The sequence below is a fragment of the Bacillus sp. JJ1521 genome, assembly GCF_036965165.1.
Classification (GTDB): Bacteria; Bacillota; Bacilli; order Bacillales; family Bacillaceae_L; genus Ferdinandcohnia.
Window position 1 is genome coordinate 1 of the sequence record NZ_JBALOX010000071.1, and the last position, 15,453, is coordinate 15,453.

At 38.5% G+C, this 15,453-nt stretch carries 16 protein-coding genes; 5 read left to right on the forward strand and 11 right to left on the reverse strand.

Annotation, left to right across the window (positions count from 1 at the left end):
- From V7147_RS11580 to V7147_RS11610, 7 genes are all read right to left on the reverse strand, one after another.
- Positions 1 to 725: UvrD-helicase domain-containing protein (locus V7147_RS11580; protein ID WP_335368015.1), on the reverse strand; the 725-nt coding region annotated here is incomplete at its 3' end.
- Positions 718 to 3,615 (reverse strand): PD-(D/E)XK nuclease family protein, encoded by a 2,898-nt coding sequence (locus V7147_RS11585; protein WP_335368016.1) that lies wholly within the window; start codon positions 3,613 to 3,615, stop codon positions 718 to 720. The genes V7147_RS11585 and V7147_RS11580, both read right to left, overlap by 8 nt.
- A gap of 269 nt (positions 3,616 to 3,884) precedes the next feature.
- Positions 3,885 to 4,577, reverse strand: a complete 693-nt coding sequence (locus V7147_RS11590; RefSeq protein WP_335368017.1) for a copper homeostasis protein CutC — start codon at positions 4,575 to 4,577, stop codon at positions 3,885 to 3,887.
- Between the two features lie 82 nt (positions 4,578 to 4,659).
- On the reverse strand, positions 4,660 to 5,160 hold the full coding sequence (locus V7147_RS11595) for a DUF1648 domain-containing protein (protein WP_335368018.1): 501 nt from the start codon (positions 5,158 to 5,160) through the stop codon (positions 4,660 to 4,662).
- A 74-nt stretch (positions 5,161 to 5,234) separates the two neighbouring features.
- Entirely contained in the window at positions 5,235 to 6,311 is a 1,077-nt protein-coding gene (locus tag V7147_RS11600) for an ABC transporter permease subunit (protein ID WP_335368019.1), read from the reverse strand.
- Positions 6,304 to 7,188, reverse strand: coding sequence for an ABC transporter ATP-binding protein (locus tag V7147_RS11605; protein ID WP_335368020.1), 885 nt, complete (start codon positions 7,186 to 7,188; stop codon positions 6,304 to 6,306). The genes V7147_RS11600 and V7147_RS11605 overlap by 8 nt, the downstream gene beginning before the upstream one ends.
- Entirely contained in the window at positions 7,181 to 7,576 is a 396-nt protein-coding gene (locus tag V7147_RS11610) for a GntR family transcriptional regulator (RefSeq protein ID WP_335368021.1), read from the reverse strand. Before V7147_RS11610 ends, V7147_RS11605 begins: the two co-directional genes overlap by 8 nt.
- Before the next feature lie 203 nt (positions 7,577 to 7,779).
- Between V7147_RS11610 and V7147_RS11615 the strand changes: the two genes are divergently transcribed.
- A complete protein-coding gene (locus V7147_RS11615) occupies positions 7,780 to 9,012 on the forward strand; it encodes an aminopeptidase (protein WP_335368022.1) in 1,233 nt (410 codons plus the stop codon).
- Between the two features lie 64 nt (positions 9,013 to 9,076).
- Here V7147_RS11615 and abc-f read toward each other — a convergent pair whose 3' ends face one another.
- Positions 9,077 to 10,765 carry a ribosomal protection-like ABC-F family protein gene (abc-f, locus tag V7147_RS11620; RefSeq protein WP_335368023.1) on the reverse strand — a complete coding sequence of 563 codons (1,689 nt, stop codon included), beginning with the start codon at positions 10,763 to 10,765 and terminating at the stop codon, positions 9,077 to 9,079.
- A gap of 320 nt (positions 10,766 to 11,085) precedes the next feature.
- Between abc-f and V7147_RS11625 the strand changes: the two genes are divergently transcribed.
- Together V7147_RS11625 and V7147_RS11630 are read left to right on the forward strand one after the other, a co-directional pair.
- Positions 11,086 to 12,018, forward strand: a complete 933-nt coding sequence (locus V7147_RS11625; RefSeq protein ID WP_335368024.1) for a CobW family GTP-binding protein — start codon at positions 11,086 to 11,088, stop codon at positions 12,016 to 12,018.
- Between the two features lie 247 nt (positions 12,019 to 12,265).
- Positions 12,266 to 12,460: an alpha/beta-type small acid-soluble spore protein gene (locus V7147_RS11630; protein ID WP_057996587.1), complete on the forward strand. Its 195-nt coding sequence runs from the start codon at positions 12,266 to 12,268 to the stop codon at positions 12,458 to 12,460.
- Between the two features lie 85 nt (positions 12,461 to 12,545).
- Here V7147_RS11630 and V7147_RS11635 read toward each other — a convergent pair whose 3' ends face one another.
- Positions 12,546 to 12,701: a hypothetical protein gene (locus V7147_RS11635; protein ID WP_335368025.1), complete on the reverse strand. Its 156-nt coding sequence runs from the start codon at positions 12,699 to 12,701 to the stop codon at positions 12,546 to 12,548.
- A gap of 175 nt (positions 12,702 to 12,876) precedes the next feature.
- Here V7147_RS11635 and V7147_RS11640 point away from each other — a divergent pair, with 175 nt between their 5' ends.
- Positions 12,877 to 13,062, forward strand: coding sequence for a hypothetical protein (locus tag V7147_RS11640; RefSeq protein WP_335368026.1), 186 nt, complete (start codon positions 12,877 to 12,879; stop codon positions 13,060 to 13,062).
- Positions 13,063 to 13,171: 109 nt separating this feature from the next.
- Positions 13,172 to 13,390, forward strand: coding sequence for a spore germination protein (locus V7147_RS11645; protein WP_335368027.1), 219 nt, complete (start codon positions 13,172 to 13,174; stop codon positions 13,388 to 13,390).
- 36 nt (positions 13,391 to 13,426) lie between these two features.
- On the opposite strand, the gene V7147_RS11650 is transcribed toward V7147_RS11645, so the two are convergent.
- Together V7147_RS11650 and V7147_RS11655 are read right to left on the reverse strand one after the other, a co-directional pair.
- The gene (locus tag V7147_RS11650; RefSeq protein WP_335368028.1) at positions 13,427 to 15,046 is read right to left on the reverse strand and encodes an ABC-F family ATP-binding cassette domain-containing protein; all 1,620 of its coding nucleotides are present in this window, start codon (positions 15,044 to 15,046) and stop codon (positions 13,427 to 13,429) included.
- A gap of 200 nt (positions 15,047 to 15,246) precedes the next feature.
- Positions 15,247 to 15,453 (reverse strand): DUF4257 domain-containing protein (locus V7147_RS11655; RefSeq protein WP_335368029.1); only part of this gene is annotated, 207 nt, incomplete at its 5' end.

Here is a 15,453-nt window from a genome sequence, read left to right on the forward strand (position 1 = left end):
GTTTTGTCATCATATCTCACATGACGAAGTGCATCATCAATCGCTTCTTGGAGATTGTCAGGGACTTTTGGAATGTCGTTTGGAATGCAGCGACAGGCTTCTATTAATAGCATTATGAATCGTCGAAACACCTCATCAAGATTTGGTTTCTCAATCACTTCACTCGCCCACTCAACATCAGGATAGTTCTTCATTTGACAAAAGCGCTCCGCTAAATCTTTTTCCTGAAGCCCTAATTCCTTCGTTATTCTTGATTTCTGCGGATGATCTTGTTCGAGCTTCTGGATATAGACAAGCCAAGCTGCCTCGGCTATTTTGTCATCCTCAGTATCCTCAGGTTCTGAAAAATGGACATCTAGTCCTGCCTCAACAGGCCGCTCCCGTAGTAAACGTGCACAAAAGGAATGAACCGTTCCGATAAATGATTGTTCAATGTTTTGTAAGGCTTCCTCTAGCCTAAATCTCACATCCAGGTCGGTTTCCTCTTTACATTGTTTCTCAAGTACGGTTAAGAACCGTGTTTTAAGTTCGTCCGAGGCTTTTTTTGTAAAGGTAATCGCGACAATTTCGTCAATACTTGCTTTCCCTGTATAAATCAGGTTCACCATACGGTCAACTAGGCTCGTCGTTTTCCCTGAGCCTGCTCCTGCTTCTACAAGGAAATTTTGATCCAATACAATTGAAATTTTATCTCTTGCCTCTTGGTCAACAACTACTTTAGTCATAGGCGCGCACCCCCTTAAAGCTCTTTAGTCCCTCAGCCGACTCATCTTTTTGCTTTTGTATAAATGCCTCTTTATCATAGGTGGAACGTCTGCAAATATTTTTAAACTCACAGAATTTACAATCATTCTCATCCTCTGTCATTGTAAAATGACCATACTCCACAATCGAAAGAAGCTTGTCTAAAATGTCCTTCCCATTTGATCGAGTCGTTTCCTCCTGCTCTCTCACAAAGCGTTTCCCCGCTCCTTTTCGCGTCGGGAATATATATGAGCTCTTTTTCACAACTCCAGCTTCCATTCCTAAATNNCGACCACCTTTAAAAAACTCCTTCGTATGATAGCCCCAGCTGCTTCCCGTTTTATAATCAATGATGTGGTAGGTGCCATCCGGCAGCCTGTCGACCCGGTCAATAATACCTCTTACGTGAACCGTTCCAGATGGAAGCTCAATTACAGCAGGTGCGTCTTCTCCAAACGAATATTCAAAATACAATGGATCACCAAGTTCACTATTTTCCTCTTCAATTTTTAAAAAGGTCTCACATGATTCGATGATTTCCTCTGACTCTAGTCTTTCTGTTCGTGCATTTGGTGGCGGAACAACTGTTTTTACATATTCCAGCCGTTCCTTCGCAATCTTAGTTAAAAGGCTAATATGCTGTTCGTAGGAAGGTCTTTCACTACGTATTTTGATTTCTTGATAAAATTTCTCAAATATTTCGTGCAATAAGGTTCCCCTTGTTTTGGCATCTACCCATTTCGTCGGGTCATAAGACACATCCTCGATTACCTTTAATCGCAAGACATTTTCTAAAAAGTAGGCATAGGGGCATTTCGCAATTTTTTCAAGTTTCCCCGCGGAAATCATGATATCTTGATTTTTGCGAGGGTCAAACCTGGTTGTATCACTTTCAATCTTCCCTTCGTACACAGTAAATGCGGGATCATGTCTCATTTTTTCAGCATGAAGCCCTCTTGCAATATTCGAGAAATCAGCTAAAAATGGTTTATCAAGCTGAACGATTTGAGAGTTTGTAATTTTCTCATACCACCAGTCTTCGTTTACAACAGTATGGTTTCTGTTTTCAATTGGCACTTTCTTTTGTAAAGTCTTAAAATCTGCTAAAAAGTCACCTGTTTGAATTCGATAGCATTGTAAGAACAAATACGCTGGTGAAATAGCGCGATTTTCATTGATATCGAATCTACAGTAACTAACCGTAATTTCATTTTTTGACGATGAAGCAAACAGCTGTAACATAGAATAAAGGTCCCTTTTAGGCCTTTCTTTTTCTAAAGGTAAAAATCGACCAAGCTTTTCTCTTTCGGTATCAAGTAAAAGTGGGTCCTCCCCTGAATTTCCTGGAAATCGCCAGTTGTCCATTCCCACAACAAACAAATGCTCACGATTCAAATAGAGCCCATTTTTATAAGAAGTAAGATGTAAATAGCCAGGCTTTGGACGCGAATGACCGATGCGAATAGAAAGAAAATCTTCTTCGAATTTTTGTTGGGCATTGGGTACTGCTTCAATGGCATATGGGAGCAAATCCTCGATTCGCTCAAGCAATGTATCCTTCGCCGCTTGGTCAAAGCCTGAAGAAACCTTGCAATAATTCTGCAGAAAGTACTTGATTGTTTTTAACAGCTCACCATAAATGATGGTTACTTCGTCTTCGACAGTTGGCATACGTTTGAACGTAGTCGAAAACCATTTTAACAGCCATTGATAATCACGAATTCGGTTCTCCGATTCGGGAAGTTCATTCATTTTTGCTTGGATTTGTGAAAGGTAGCGCTCTTTTCCCCAACCGATGTTCGCTCCACGAAGTAGCGTTGCCCATTTTCTTTTTGAGGGAGCGTCATCTCCCAAGTCCAGCAAATTTTCCTGAAGTAGCTTTAGAAAAGCTTTCAAACTGTAATACTCATTCATCCACCTTAAAACTCCAGCTGCCATTTTTCCAGGTCTTGTGAATCCAATCGGGATCCCTTCCCCAAAGGTCACCGGCACTTGTAAACGTTCAGCTATATGATACATAGCGGTTATATATTGAGCGCTTGAAGTGTAAAAAATCGCGGACTCATCAAACCGATCGCCTTTTTCTTTGATTCGAAACATAACTTCCTTTAGCTCCATCTCTTCCGTTTTTGCTGAAAAAAGGGATAGAGTCGGTACAGTTGTTGTTGAATTCTCCACATCAAACAAATAACTTAATGGCGTTTCGTCTCCGAAAACGACCTTGGAAAAAGGTGAAGACTCAGGTGAAGAAATTCCACGAACTGCTTCCATGGGTAACTGAAAATAGGTTGAAGGAAGGGCAGTTTGTAAAAATTCTACTTGTACATACTCAAGTCTTAGGTTGCTTTGGAGAATAAAGATCTGATTTCTAGAATGATATTTTCCTAGTGCATTCCGATAAAGGTCCGACTCATCGATTCGTTTATGTTTGTGAAGAAGTTGTTCATATGCCTCTAAAATAAGTATCATATCTTCGCCTTTTTTAGGTGAAACAAATTGTTCCCTTGAAAGTGTGCCGCTTTTGTATCCAGCAAGACGAAGTCGTTTTATTGTTTGATACATGCTTTGGCTTAAGCTTCGTGTGATTTCGACCTCGTGAAAATATCGAAGGTCTGGCTGAAGATCTGATAATAAGGAATACATAAAATGTGTCCCCAGTGCGTCACTTAGGAGTTGGTTTTCTTCGGATGAGGTGGCTTCGAGGGCAAGTTCCTTGATTGTTTTAAGTTTGATATTGATGGCATAATTGTTTTTTTGAGTAAACCATCTTAAAATTTGGTCGCCAATCATATATGAATCCACAAGTAGAATTTTTTCGGTTAATACATGCTGTTTGCATATCGTTTCGAGGTGTCTGACAAGAACTTCCATTGGTTTCACTCTCCTTTTACTGGCTATTTTTAAATAAAAAAAGGACGCCCAAATCTACATTCAGACATCCTTGTTGTAATCAAATACTCCTAGGCGTATTTGCGCCCAGATTTTAGGCACACAGGAAGTGGGTCATAAAGACGTTGCCACATGAAGTGGCGTACTTAGTCTTTGATCTTACTGCTCGAAAAATATCCATTGAAAATCTGTGGCATCCGCCGGAGGCTATCATTTTATTTAGCAGAAGTCCAGGCTTCTGCTAAATAAAATTAATCGATTATTTCTCTTATCTTTTTAATAGTATTCCCATTTATTTGTTCGCTAAACTTCCCATTAACACGAACAGCCGAGCCAAAATGATATTCGGTTGCATGAACTTTTTCATGAAGTTCAGCAATATTGTCTGGTGATAGGCCGGAGCCTGGCATAATCACCGGTGATGATTTTTCGCTAAATAGTGCTTGCATGACTTTAAGATTTTCTACACCATCTAATGCCTTTGGCGCTCCCCCCGAGGTTAACACCGTTTGGATCGAATCACTGTATTTTTGTAGGGTTTGATAAGCTTTAATAATATCCTTCGCTTCATCAATCGCACGGTGGAATGTAATCTTCATTCCGCTAGCGGTCTCAATGACTTTTTCAAGAAAAGCTTCGTCAATTTCTCCATTTTCAGTTAAGGATCCGAACACGATTCCCGCTGCACCAAGTTCCTTACATACTCTTACATCTTCTAAAATAACCCGCTTGTCGTCATCTGAATAAGTAAACGAATATCCGTGAGGGCGCACCATGACATGAACAGGGATTGAGACCGCTTGGACAACATCTTTAATGATACCATAAGAAGGTGTTAATCCTCCTTCCGTCATTGCGGTAACAAGTTCGAGTCGGTTTGCACCGTGTTCTTCTGCAAGTTTTGCATCTTCAGCATGCTGGACAATAATTTCGATTAACACCATTGACTACCTACCTTCGTTCGTAACCATGAGGACTGTTCCTCTGGTCCCTAAAAGGAACCAGTAGAACGGACCCTATGGCACTCTACTTTTTTCGTAATTTGAACATCTTGTACATATAATAACCCATAGTTCCAAAAATAGACACGAGCATCCCAATCATGTACCACATGCCTAACCCTTCATTGCCTTGGGCAACAGTTAGCATTTCCCAAGCGCCAATCGCCAAAAAGAATGTAAGAAAAAAATTCATCGTAATGAGCATTTTTCGAGAGATTCTATACAAGCCTTCCGCATTTTCTTGCGTCACTTCGACAGGATAATTATGAATATGTGGAAACATACCTATAATAAATAAAGTTTTAAATAAAAAGGTTGCGATTATTGGAAGAATGAGAACACTCCATTTTCCACCCCAGCTATCAGGCTCTCCGGCAAAATTAAAATGGGTTGGAACCCGGTCAGGAATTTCACTCCAATTCACAATGATAATTCCATATATTCCAAGTAAAAATAAAATTGAGAGAGCCACTAGTATTTTTTCAGATAATGTTTTCGGCAACTTCAATACCGGTTTTTCAGACACAAAAACCACCCCTTATCATACTTTTAATACGAAAAGGGGGTGGTGAAAGTTTCATTTATGTCCAAATTGTCTATTCAATTTCTTATATTTTTTCTGAATTGCAGCCTCTTTCCCGCTAGTTTTGTAAGGATGAGGTAAGCAATGATACTAAATCCAAGTCCTCCCAGATGGTAGGCTAGAAGGCTGGGAGGTTCGTAAGTGTAATGATGCGAGCCAAAAACCATTCCACCAAAAAGGTAGAAACAGATGAACACGCCTACTTTTAGGTAAGGAAGCAGCTTTTCATAGGCCAAGATTTTACCGTTATTTTCACTTTTGATACGAGAGGATAGTCTTTTTATCAAGTATAACGAGATAATGGTTACGATAATCGGAATGATGATCACTGATAATGTACTTAAAAAAGTAGCTTGCTTCCAAAGATATTTTTCATTAATACCCTTATCAAACTCCAATAACTGGAGTGGGAATGAGAGATTCTCAGCATAGTTATCAAACCTTTGGATTCCGAAGTTTTCTCTAATAAAGTAATCACCTGTGATTGCTCGATAATGATGCGAAATGCCCTGTATGACTAGGTTATAAAATCCATATGGCAAAAATAGAAAAATCACACTAAACGCAAATTGTGAAACGAAACTTGCTCCAATTAATCCCATAAACTGACTAAATGTAAAAACCCCAATTAATGTTGCAAGAGCAAGGACAAAATAATATCCAAGTGCAGATAACGGAAGATATTCATGTAACACTGAATTTCCTAGTATAAACATCGAAATTAATACACTTACTGCCAGTGCTATTGTCAAATGAAAAACTCCGAAAATCCACTTTGAGAAAAAGATATCACTTCTTTTGTATGGGAGTGCTAGTGTAAAATCTAGGTTTTGATTTGTTCGCTCTAACCCAATTAAAACTGTAGCCAAAAGAATGGATGCAAGAACTTGAAACAAACCAACTTCCAAAAAATTACCAAAATATAATGTATATGGCTCTGAATTTCCCCATTCATCGTAGTGCAAAAGTGAGTATTCCTCGATACGTAAAAAGTTATTCAGCTTATATGGAAAGTAAAGACAAACCAACCAAAGTCCCCACACGACAAACTTGGACAGCTTATAATTCCTAAGCCAAAGTGCTTTATTAAACAATGTCATCCCCTCCTAATGCAGACACAATCATGTCTTCTAGTGACATCGGCAATTCCTCAAAAAGCAATGGTTGCTGCTCCTTTAATCGTGATACTGTTTCTTCAGTATTTCCTTTTATTAAAAGAGTGTTCACACGTCCAATTTGAGATAAAACTTCAATATTTGGAAGCTCCTTAAATTTTTCAGGAATGCCAATTTCTTTAAAGACCACCTGAACTTTTTTATACTGTAATCTAGCATTATCCATTGTAACGATTGATTCTACCTCGCCATCCTTTAACATAATGATTGTATCCGCAATTTTCTCAATTTCATCTAAATGATGGCTAGAAATAAGAAGTGAAATCCTTGATTCTGACACTTCCTCTAAAAGAAATTGGAGAATTTTCCTTTTTACTACCGCATCCAGTCCATTCGTTGGTTCATCTAAAATAATCAATTTTGCTTTGGTTGAAATGGACAAAATGATAAATAGTAAGGCCTTCATCCCCCGTGAGAAGGTTCGAATTCTTCGCTTCTCTGGAAGGTTAAAACGCTGTAACAACTGATAAAAATATGGCTTGTCGAAATTTACATAAATCGCATCATATAAAGCGACAAGCTCTTTGATACTGTAGCCATGAAAGGCTGAATTGGAATCAGGAACAAATACCATTTCCCATTTTACTTCGGGATTTGTTACGATATTTTTTCCTTGAAACACAACCTCACCCTGGTCCGCATCTAAAATGCCAACAAGGCTTCTTAGCAGCGTTGTTTTTCCGACTCCATTTCGTCCGACCAAGCCAACAATTGACCCTTCACCAATTGAAAAAGAAATATTTTGTAAGACCCATTCTCCTTCGATGGTCTTTGATAGATTATGAACGTTAAGCATTGCTGTCCTTCCCCCCTAACTCATCGACATATTTCTCGATCCACTCAACAAATGTTTCTTTATTTATCCCAAGATAAGAAGCTTCTACGAGTAAAAGCTTTAATGATTGTTTGATTTCCTCCACTTTTTCATCATCCACCTTCTTTGGAAGCTGTTCAGAAACAAACGTTCCCTTTCCCCTTCGTGTTTCGATAATTCCCTGTCGTTCAAGCTCTTGATACGCTTTGCTGACGGTATTCGGGTTTATAATCAAAGTCGAGGAGAGCTCTCGAACACTTAATAATTTTTCATCTGGCTGAAGGACTCCTTTTAAAATGAGTTCCTTGACTTGGTTTACAATTTGTTCCCAAATTGGTGTATTACTGCGTTCATCCAAGTGAAAATACAAGCAAAACACCCCTTTCAGTTAATCTATGTCATTCGTGATTCTTGTGTACTACATCACGTGGTACACTCAATACATTAAATGACAATTCCAATCATGTCAATACACTTCCGCCCATTTTTATAATAATTTGTATTTCTTACTCTTCACTGTTTCTGTTACACTAGAAATGGAAGTACTTACATTCGTTTAAAAGGAGAATACATATGTCTAAGTTCGAACAAACGCTTGAAAAATATGCTGATTTAGCCGTTCGTGTCGGTGTGAATGTTCAAAAGGGACAGAACCTTTTTATTAATGCACCTATTTCAGCAGTAGAATATGTAAGAAAAGTTGTAAAAAAAGCCTATGAGGCTGGAGCAAGAAATGTATATGTTGAGTGGAATGATGACGAAATTACACGGACACGCTTTGATCTTGCACCTGATGAGGCATTTCTTGATTATCCAATGTGGAAGGCAAAAGGAATGGAAGAGCTCGCAGAAAACGGAGCAGCCTTTTTATCCATCATTTCGTCTAATCCTGATTTATTAAAAGGCGTCAATCCTGATCGCATTGCCAACGCAAATAAAACGGCTGGCCAAGCGCTACAAAAATACCGAAATTATTCTCAGTCTGATAAGATCAGTTGGTCCGTAATCGCAGTCCCTTCAGAAAGTTGGGCTAAAAAAGTATTCCCAGACCTATCTTCAGAAGAGCAGGTTGAAAAATTATGGGATGCGATTTTCCAAGCAACTCGTGTTGATGTCGAAGACCCTGTACAAGCGTGGAAGGAACACAATGCAACTTTACATGCAAAGGTTGAATACTTAAACAAGAAAAAATATCACAAATTACATTATAAAGCACCTGGAACTGACTTAGTGGTTGAGCTACCTGAAGGCCATGTATGGATTGGCGGCGGTGGTGAAAACGAACAAAACATTGAGTTCGTTGCCAATATGCCGACTGAAGAAGTGTTTACAGTTCCTAAAAAAGATGGTGTTAATGGATTTGTGAGCAGCACAAAGCCACTTAATTATGGTGGGAGTCTGATTGATCAATTTACATTAACCTTTGAAAATGGTCGCATCGTTGACATGAAAGCTAAAACAGGTGAAGATACGTTAAAACGTCTTGTGGAAACTGATGAAGGAAGCCACTATTTAGGTGAGGTTGCACTTGTACCACATAGTTCACCTATTTCACAATCAAAAATTCTTTTCTACAACACGCTTTTTGATGAAAATGCATCCAATCACTTTGCGATTGGAAATGCATATGCCTTCTGTATTGAAGGCGGTAAAACGATGTCTCGTGATGAGCTTGTGGAAAAAGGAGCAAACTCCAGCATTACACATGTCGACTTCATGGTTGGATCAGGTGAAATGGACATCGACGGTATCACAGCCGATGGAACCGTCGAACCAGTCTTCCGTAATGGGAACTGGGCGTTCTAAAAAACAAAGGCACTACTAGGGGCTGAGTTCCTCCAGTAGTGCCTTTTCCACTTTAATAAATGATTCACATCTCTCTTTTCTTTTTCATTAATGCTAAAAGTTTTTTATCTAATTCATCGTAATTGGGGTCATCCTTCGTTATCAATGACAATTGGCCGATTGTCGCACTTATCTCATTTTCGATAAGAAGCAGTTCTTCTTCTTTGTTTTGTAAAGTGTCCGGCTCTTTTTGATCCCTTCTCATATACTCCCCTAGCCCCATTTCAACCCTTTTAATTTCCCGATTTTCAAACACAAGCAGTTTGTCACACATTTTTTCAAGAAAATAATGATCATGAGAAACGGTAAGAATCGTGCCTTCAAAAGATTCCAGCATTTTTTCAAGCGATTGGCGACTTGCTAGATCGAGATGATTGGTAGGTTCATCTAAAATTAATAAATCTATTTCATCCAACAACAATTTAACGAGTTTCACCCTTGTTCGTTCCCCTAGGCTTAAAGACGAAATTGGCTGATTGATTTTATTTGCTTTAAACCCAATGTTTGCGAAAATGGTCCTTGCTTCACTTATCGCATCTTTTACAGTGAGACCAACGTATTCCAGGATGGTCTTCGATTCATCCAAGTCAGTCACATCCTGAGACAGATAACCGATTTTTAAGGAATGACTCTTCCAAAGCTCCCCAGTTGAAAGCACTGATTCTCCCATTATCAGGCGTAGCAATGTCGTCTTCCCACAGCCATTTTCGCCTAGAATACCAATCCTTTCTCCAAACTTTACATAAAAATTGCTATCCTTAAACAATAGCCTCTCATCAAATCTCATTCGACCATTCTTCACTTCAACAATTCGTTTTCCACGCTTATTACCCTGTTTAAAATGAAATTGGAGTTCCTCCCTTTCCTTTGGCTTTTCTATCTTATTTTTCTCAAGTTCCTTTTCAAGGCGCTTCATTTTGGATTTTATTTGTTTATCCATTTTCTTTGCCTTCACACGGTAGAATTCCTTAAAGCCCTCTTGTTTCGTGGATTGCCGATGCGCTTTGTCTGACCAGCTTTGCAAATTACTCATCTGGTTTTCAATTTTTTCTTTCTGCTTTTGCTGAGTGTCGTAGCGATGGAGTTGGCTTTGATATTGCCTTTCCTTCTCTTCATAATAATCCGTATAGTTCCCCTGATAAATGACCGAATTGCCGTCTTCAATTTCAATAATTTGACGAACTGTTTGATCAAGAAAATATCGGTCATGCGAGATGACAATGATTGCACCCGAAAAAGCCTTAATTTCCTCTATCAGCCACTCTACTCCTTTAAAATCAAGATGGTTTGTAGGCTCATCAAGTAATAACAGGTCGGCCTGGGATGCCCAAACTTTCGCTAATGATAGCTTCGTTTTCTCGCCACCACTTAAATGTGCCCCTCTATTTTGATCCCATGACTGCACTTTCGTTAACCCAAGCTGACTAGTTTGCTCCAAAATTCCCCCTGAAATCGCAGCTTCTTCAAGGTCACGAAGTGCATGTTCTGCAGCCTGTTTTACATAGCCAATTGAAATCGGTCCTGACGGCATCTCAATATTTCCATTATCCATCTCTCTTTTTCCCGTTAAGATGTTGGCCAATGTTGATTTCCCGGCACCATTATTACCTACAATCCCGATTCGATCTCCGCTTTGAACGTCGAATTCAATATTATTTAAGATAACCTTATCACCGTAGCTTTTGTGGATCCCGCTTATTTTTAAAATCGTCATAAAAAAACCTCCCTAGACTGTATCTAGAGAGGACGCATTTTTCCCAATACAAAAAATGTACACTTGTTAATGTACAAATGGACATGGAAATGGGCATACGAATCCTATTCTCTAGATACACGTTTTTCGATATTGAAAAATCGGTACGAAAATAAGATTAGTTATACATTGCCCCAGACCCATTCCTTTCGAATTTTATTAGTTTTAGTATATGTGCATAGGTATAATCTGTCAATCCTACTTGGTTTAATCACTTCTTTCCCCTGTTCGCCAATATTCGATATAATAGTAGTAATCATATGAAAGAATGAGGAGTTTTTATGGAAAAAGTTGAAGTTTTTATTTTATCTGGATTTTTAGGAAGTGGTAAAACTACTTTATTACAAAATATTCTTACTCAAGAAAAAGAGGCAGGGCGAAAAGTGGCGGTCGTGATGAATGAGTTAGGTCAGGTTTCGATTGATTCAAATGCTGTTTCAGAGAATACACCTCTAAAAGAGTTATTAAATGGTTGTGTATGTTGTACGATTCAAGGACAGCTTGAAGTTCATCTCCAAGGGCTGTTGCAAGATCATAACCTTGATGCCATCTATATTGAAACAACAGGAGTTGCCCATCCGATTGAGGTATTGGATGCGTGTATGTCGCCACTTTTTGCAGATCAATTAGTTGTCCAATCGATTGTGACTATCCTCGATGTGAATCGTTGGAAGGAAAGAGACGTATTAAGTGCTCAGCTGCAGATGCTCCTACGCGAACAAGTTCGCCACGCCGATGTATTATTACTTAATAAAGTTGACCATTTGTCGGAGATGGAACAAGGACAAATACTTTTTGAAATCCAGTCAATAAATCGTGATGCAAGATGCTTGTTGACAAAGTATGCTGCTGTGAAGCTTGATCATCTTCGTACGATGAAAAGGACTGAGCGAAAGCCACACGAACGTGCCCATGTCCATCTCGATTTAAAACTAAAAACATATGTACATACATTCACAAATCCACTTGACCTTGATTTATTCGAAGATTGGCTTAGAAAAATGCCTGATACGATTTACCGAATTAAGGGCTATTTAAAGTTTACCCATTCGAGTCATACTTATTTGTTTCAATACTCCTATGGAACTCCAATTTACTTAAAAGAGCTAATGAATTACAAGCCAACATTTGTATTTATCGGTGAAAAATTGGATCCACAATGGATGAAAGTCGAAATGGAGAAGCTTGAAGAAGGAAGTTTGAAAGCTGAATAGGTCAACTGCGAGAGGAATTGGGCCCTATTACATGATAATTGTGATCTAACCCGGAACAATTGTGCCCTAGCTGACCAAGATTTGTTTCATATCCTTTATTAATTTTGCCCTAACTTTAATAAATTGCTCCCTATCATGCAAAAGACAGGATTGGTCCTAATTCCCAAGCATCATTTTCACAATACGTGACAACTTAAAACTGAGTAATCGTTTGGTTACTCAAAAACTTTGTCGGGAGTGATGTATCATGGCAAGAAACAAACTATTGGTTCCAGGTGCTGAAAATGCTCTAGATCAAATGAAAGAAGAAATCGCCAATGAGTTTGGAGTTCAGCTTGGTGCAGATACGACCGCACGTGCTAACGGCTCCGTTGGGGGCGAAATGACGAAACGTCTCGTTGCAATGGCACAACAACAGCTTAAAAATGGTTCGCAACAATAACCATTCCCTAGGGGGCCCTTATACTTGGGCCTCCTTTTCCATTTTCAAACCCGATACTAGACAATAAAAAAAACCGCTACTTTCCCTAAAAGTGAACGGTTTTTTCAACATATATTTTCTCAGTCTTCATCATTACTGTTGGGTTTTCCTGTGCCTCAATTGTCCTTACTCCAAATAAAATCATTCCCACTACGACTAATGCAAACAATAACACAATGATACAATTTTTTACTAAAGCCATCTGTCCCACCCTATCGTTTTCAATCCTTTATTTCAAAGCCCTTCTTGCCAACAAAACTATTCTATTCACGATTTTCTTTTTTATTCCCAAATATTAAAAAATGATTAAAACGACCTTGATTTTCTCACGTCCTTTTAAGTGGGACATATAGTGTAGTAAAAGGGGGGGAAATCACATGGATAAGTATGTATTCTTATTTCTAGCGTGTATATTAGCAGGCTTTGCTTTAATTAAAGTAACTGCGTATGATACTGTTTTAGTAGGCCTGCACTCAGTATTCACACTAGTTGGTGCAATTACAATCATTGTCTTTTCATTTGTTCTTATATTCAAAGGAATTTTAGCTTTATTAGGTAAATGATAAGCCTCTTTATGGCTTATCTTTTTGATTTTAGGGGTTTGTACCTTTCATAATTTTCTTAGTAGCCATATGCTAGTACTACACAGACTATGTGAGGTGAGATTAGCATATGGCTTCAATCTTTTTAGGACCAATCGAAATTAATAGGAATGAAGGAACCATCATTACTGGGAACTCGTATAATGTTTCTCCCACATCAACTGGAAAAACGTATGCCGGTTCTGGGTCTTTAAATACAGGTGTCTATGTAACGAATAATACTGTTGTGAGCATATCCAATACGAATGACTCTGATAAAAACGACTCAACTATTTCAAAAGAAACATAAAAAACCGTCTCCCGAAAAGGAAGACGGCTTTACTTATTATGCATACATTGATTCAACTTGTTTTTGAAGTTCAGTATTCTCAAGATATTCATCATATGTCATTTGCTTATCTACAAGACCATTTGGCGTGATTTCAATAATGCGGTTTGCAATTGTTTGAACGAACTGATGGTCATGTGATGTGAATAATATAGATCCTTTGAACGCAATTAAACCATTGTTTAAAGCAGTAATGGACTCAAGGTCTAAGTGGTTTGTTGGGTCGTCTAATAAGAGCACGTTTGAACCACTTAGCATCATTTTTGAAAGCATGCAGCGTACTTTTTCTCCTCCAGAAAGAACGCTAGGCTTTTTCAATACCTCTTCCCCAGAGAAAAGCATTCTGCCTAAGAAGCCACGAAGGAAGCTTTCACTTTGATCATTTGGTGAGAACTGACGTAGCCAATCCACCAAAGATGGCTCATCTCCCCCAAAATACTCTGAGTTGTCCTTAGGAAAATAGGCTTGTGATGTTGTTATACCCCATTTGAAGGTACCACTATCTGCTTCCATTTCTCCCATTAAAATCTTGTATAATGTCGTGATCGCAATTTCACTTTTTCCTACAAACGCAAGCTTGTCACCCTTGTTCATAATAAAACTCACATTATCAAGTACCTTAACGCCGTCAATTGTTTTTGTCAGACCTTCAACGCGTAAAAGATCATTTCCAATTTCACGCTCAGGTGTGAATCCGACAAACGGATATCGACGTGACGATGGTCTAATATCATCAAGTGAAATTTTATCTAATAACTTTTTCCGTGATGTTGCTTGTTTAGATTTTGAAGCATTTGCACTAAAGCGCGCAATAAAAGCTTGAAGTTCTTTAATTTTTTCTTCTTTTTTACGATTTGCATCATTCGCCATTCTTGAAGCAAGCTGGCTTGATTCATACCAGAAATCATAGTTTCCAACATAGATTTGAATTTTTCCATAATCAAGGTCTGCCATGTGTGTACATACTTTATTTAAGAAATGACGATCATGGGATACGACAATTACGGTATTTTCAAAGTTAATTAAAAATTCTTCTAGCCACTGGATTGCTTTTAAATCCAAGTTGTTAGTAGGCTCGTCAAGTAATAGTACATCTGGCTTCCCAAATAAAGCTTGCGCTAATAATACTTTTACTTTCTCAGAACCAGTTAATTCTGCCATTTTTTTCGTATGAAGCTCCTCAGTAATTCCTAATCCTTTTAAAAGGATAGCTGCTTCTGATTCTGCTTCCCAACCATTTAATTCGGCAAATTCACCTTCTAGTTCAGCCGCTCTCATACCGTCCTCATCAGAGAAATCTGGCTTCATATAAATGGCATCCTTCTCCTGCATTACTTCGTAGAGACGGGCATGCCCCATAATAACAACCTTAAGGACTTCATGCTCTTCATATTCGAAATGGTTTTGCTTTAGGATTGCAAGGCGCTCACCTGGCGTCATATGAATATCACCAGTTTGTGCCTCAATCTCACCAGAAAGAATCTTCAAAAAGGTTGATTTTCCGGCACCATTTGCACCAATCAATCCATAGCAATTTCCCGGTGTAAACTTTATATTAACATCTTCAAAAAGCTTGCGGTCACCATAACGCAAACCTACATTAGTAACTGTAATCATGTATTGTAAATCCTCCATTTCAAGTTCACTGCTACTGATTATACCATTTTAATAGAAACATCTCTACTATGTGAGCAAATGAGGATATAGTTTCTAGTTTTCTTCCTTTTCAGAAAAAATAAAAATAACCCTTTCTACATTTACCTGCAAAAAGGGTCAACTAGAATACATCGCATTTTTCTTTTTTTCCTCGTTTTAAATCAGAGTGCATCATTCGTCTTATTGTTCTCCTGTTCTTGATTTGTTTCTGACCGCAATTCGTTTGACGTTTTCGCTTGTCTGGCAAAATCAACTCTTTGCATGATCCTTTCTCCCCCGTAACCTGCCAAAATTGAGAGGAACACTACTCGAAAAATCGATTCTGTGTCACTCGATGCTACGACTAATACTGCCGCAACGGTTCCGAT

Excerpts from the sequence above, each read along its gene's own strand:
- V7147_RS11625 (WP_335368024.1), top strand. The coding sequence starts at position 11,086 with ATGGAAAAAGTTGAAGTTTTTATTTTATCTGGATTTTTAGGAAGTGGT.
- V7147_RS11640 (WP_335368026.1), top strand. The coding sequence starts at position 12,877 with ATGGATAAGTATGTATTCTTATTTCTAGCGTGTATATTAGCAGGCTTT.
- V7147_RS11650 (WP_335368028.1), bottom strand. The coding sequence starts at position 15,046 with ATGATTACAGTTACTAATGTAGGTTTGCGTTATGGTGACCGCAAGCTT.
- abc-f (WP_335368023.1), bottom strand. The coding sequence starts at position 10,765 with ATGACGATTTTAAAAATAAGCGGGATCCACAAAAGCTACGGTGATAAG.
- V7147_RS11615 (WP_335368022.1), top strand. The coding sequence starts at position 7,780 with ATGTCTAAGTTCGAACAAACGCTTGAAAAATATGCTGATTTAGCCGTT.
- V7147_RS11630 (WP_057996587.1), top strand. The coding sequence starts at position 12,266 with ATGGCAAGAAACAAACTATTGGTTCCAGGTGCTGAAAATGCTCTAGAT.
- V7147_RS11605 (WP_335368020.1), bottom strand. The coding sequence starts at position 7,188 with ATGCTTAACGTTCATAATCTATCAAAGACCATCGAAGGAGAATGGGTC.
- V7147_RS11590 (WP_335368017.1), bottom strand. The coding sequence starts at position 4,577 with ATGGTGTTAATCGAAATTATTGTCCAGCATGCTGAAGATGCAAAACTT.
- V7147_RS11635 (WP_335368025.1), bottom strand. The coding sequence starts at position 12,701 with ATGGCTTTAGTAAAAAATTGTATCATTGTGTTATTGTTTGCATTAGTC.
- V7147_RS11645 (WP_335368027.1), top strand. The coding sequence starts at position 13,172 with ATGGCTTCAATCTTTTTAGGACCAATCGAAATTAATAGGAATGAAGGA.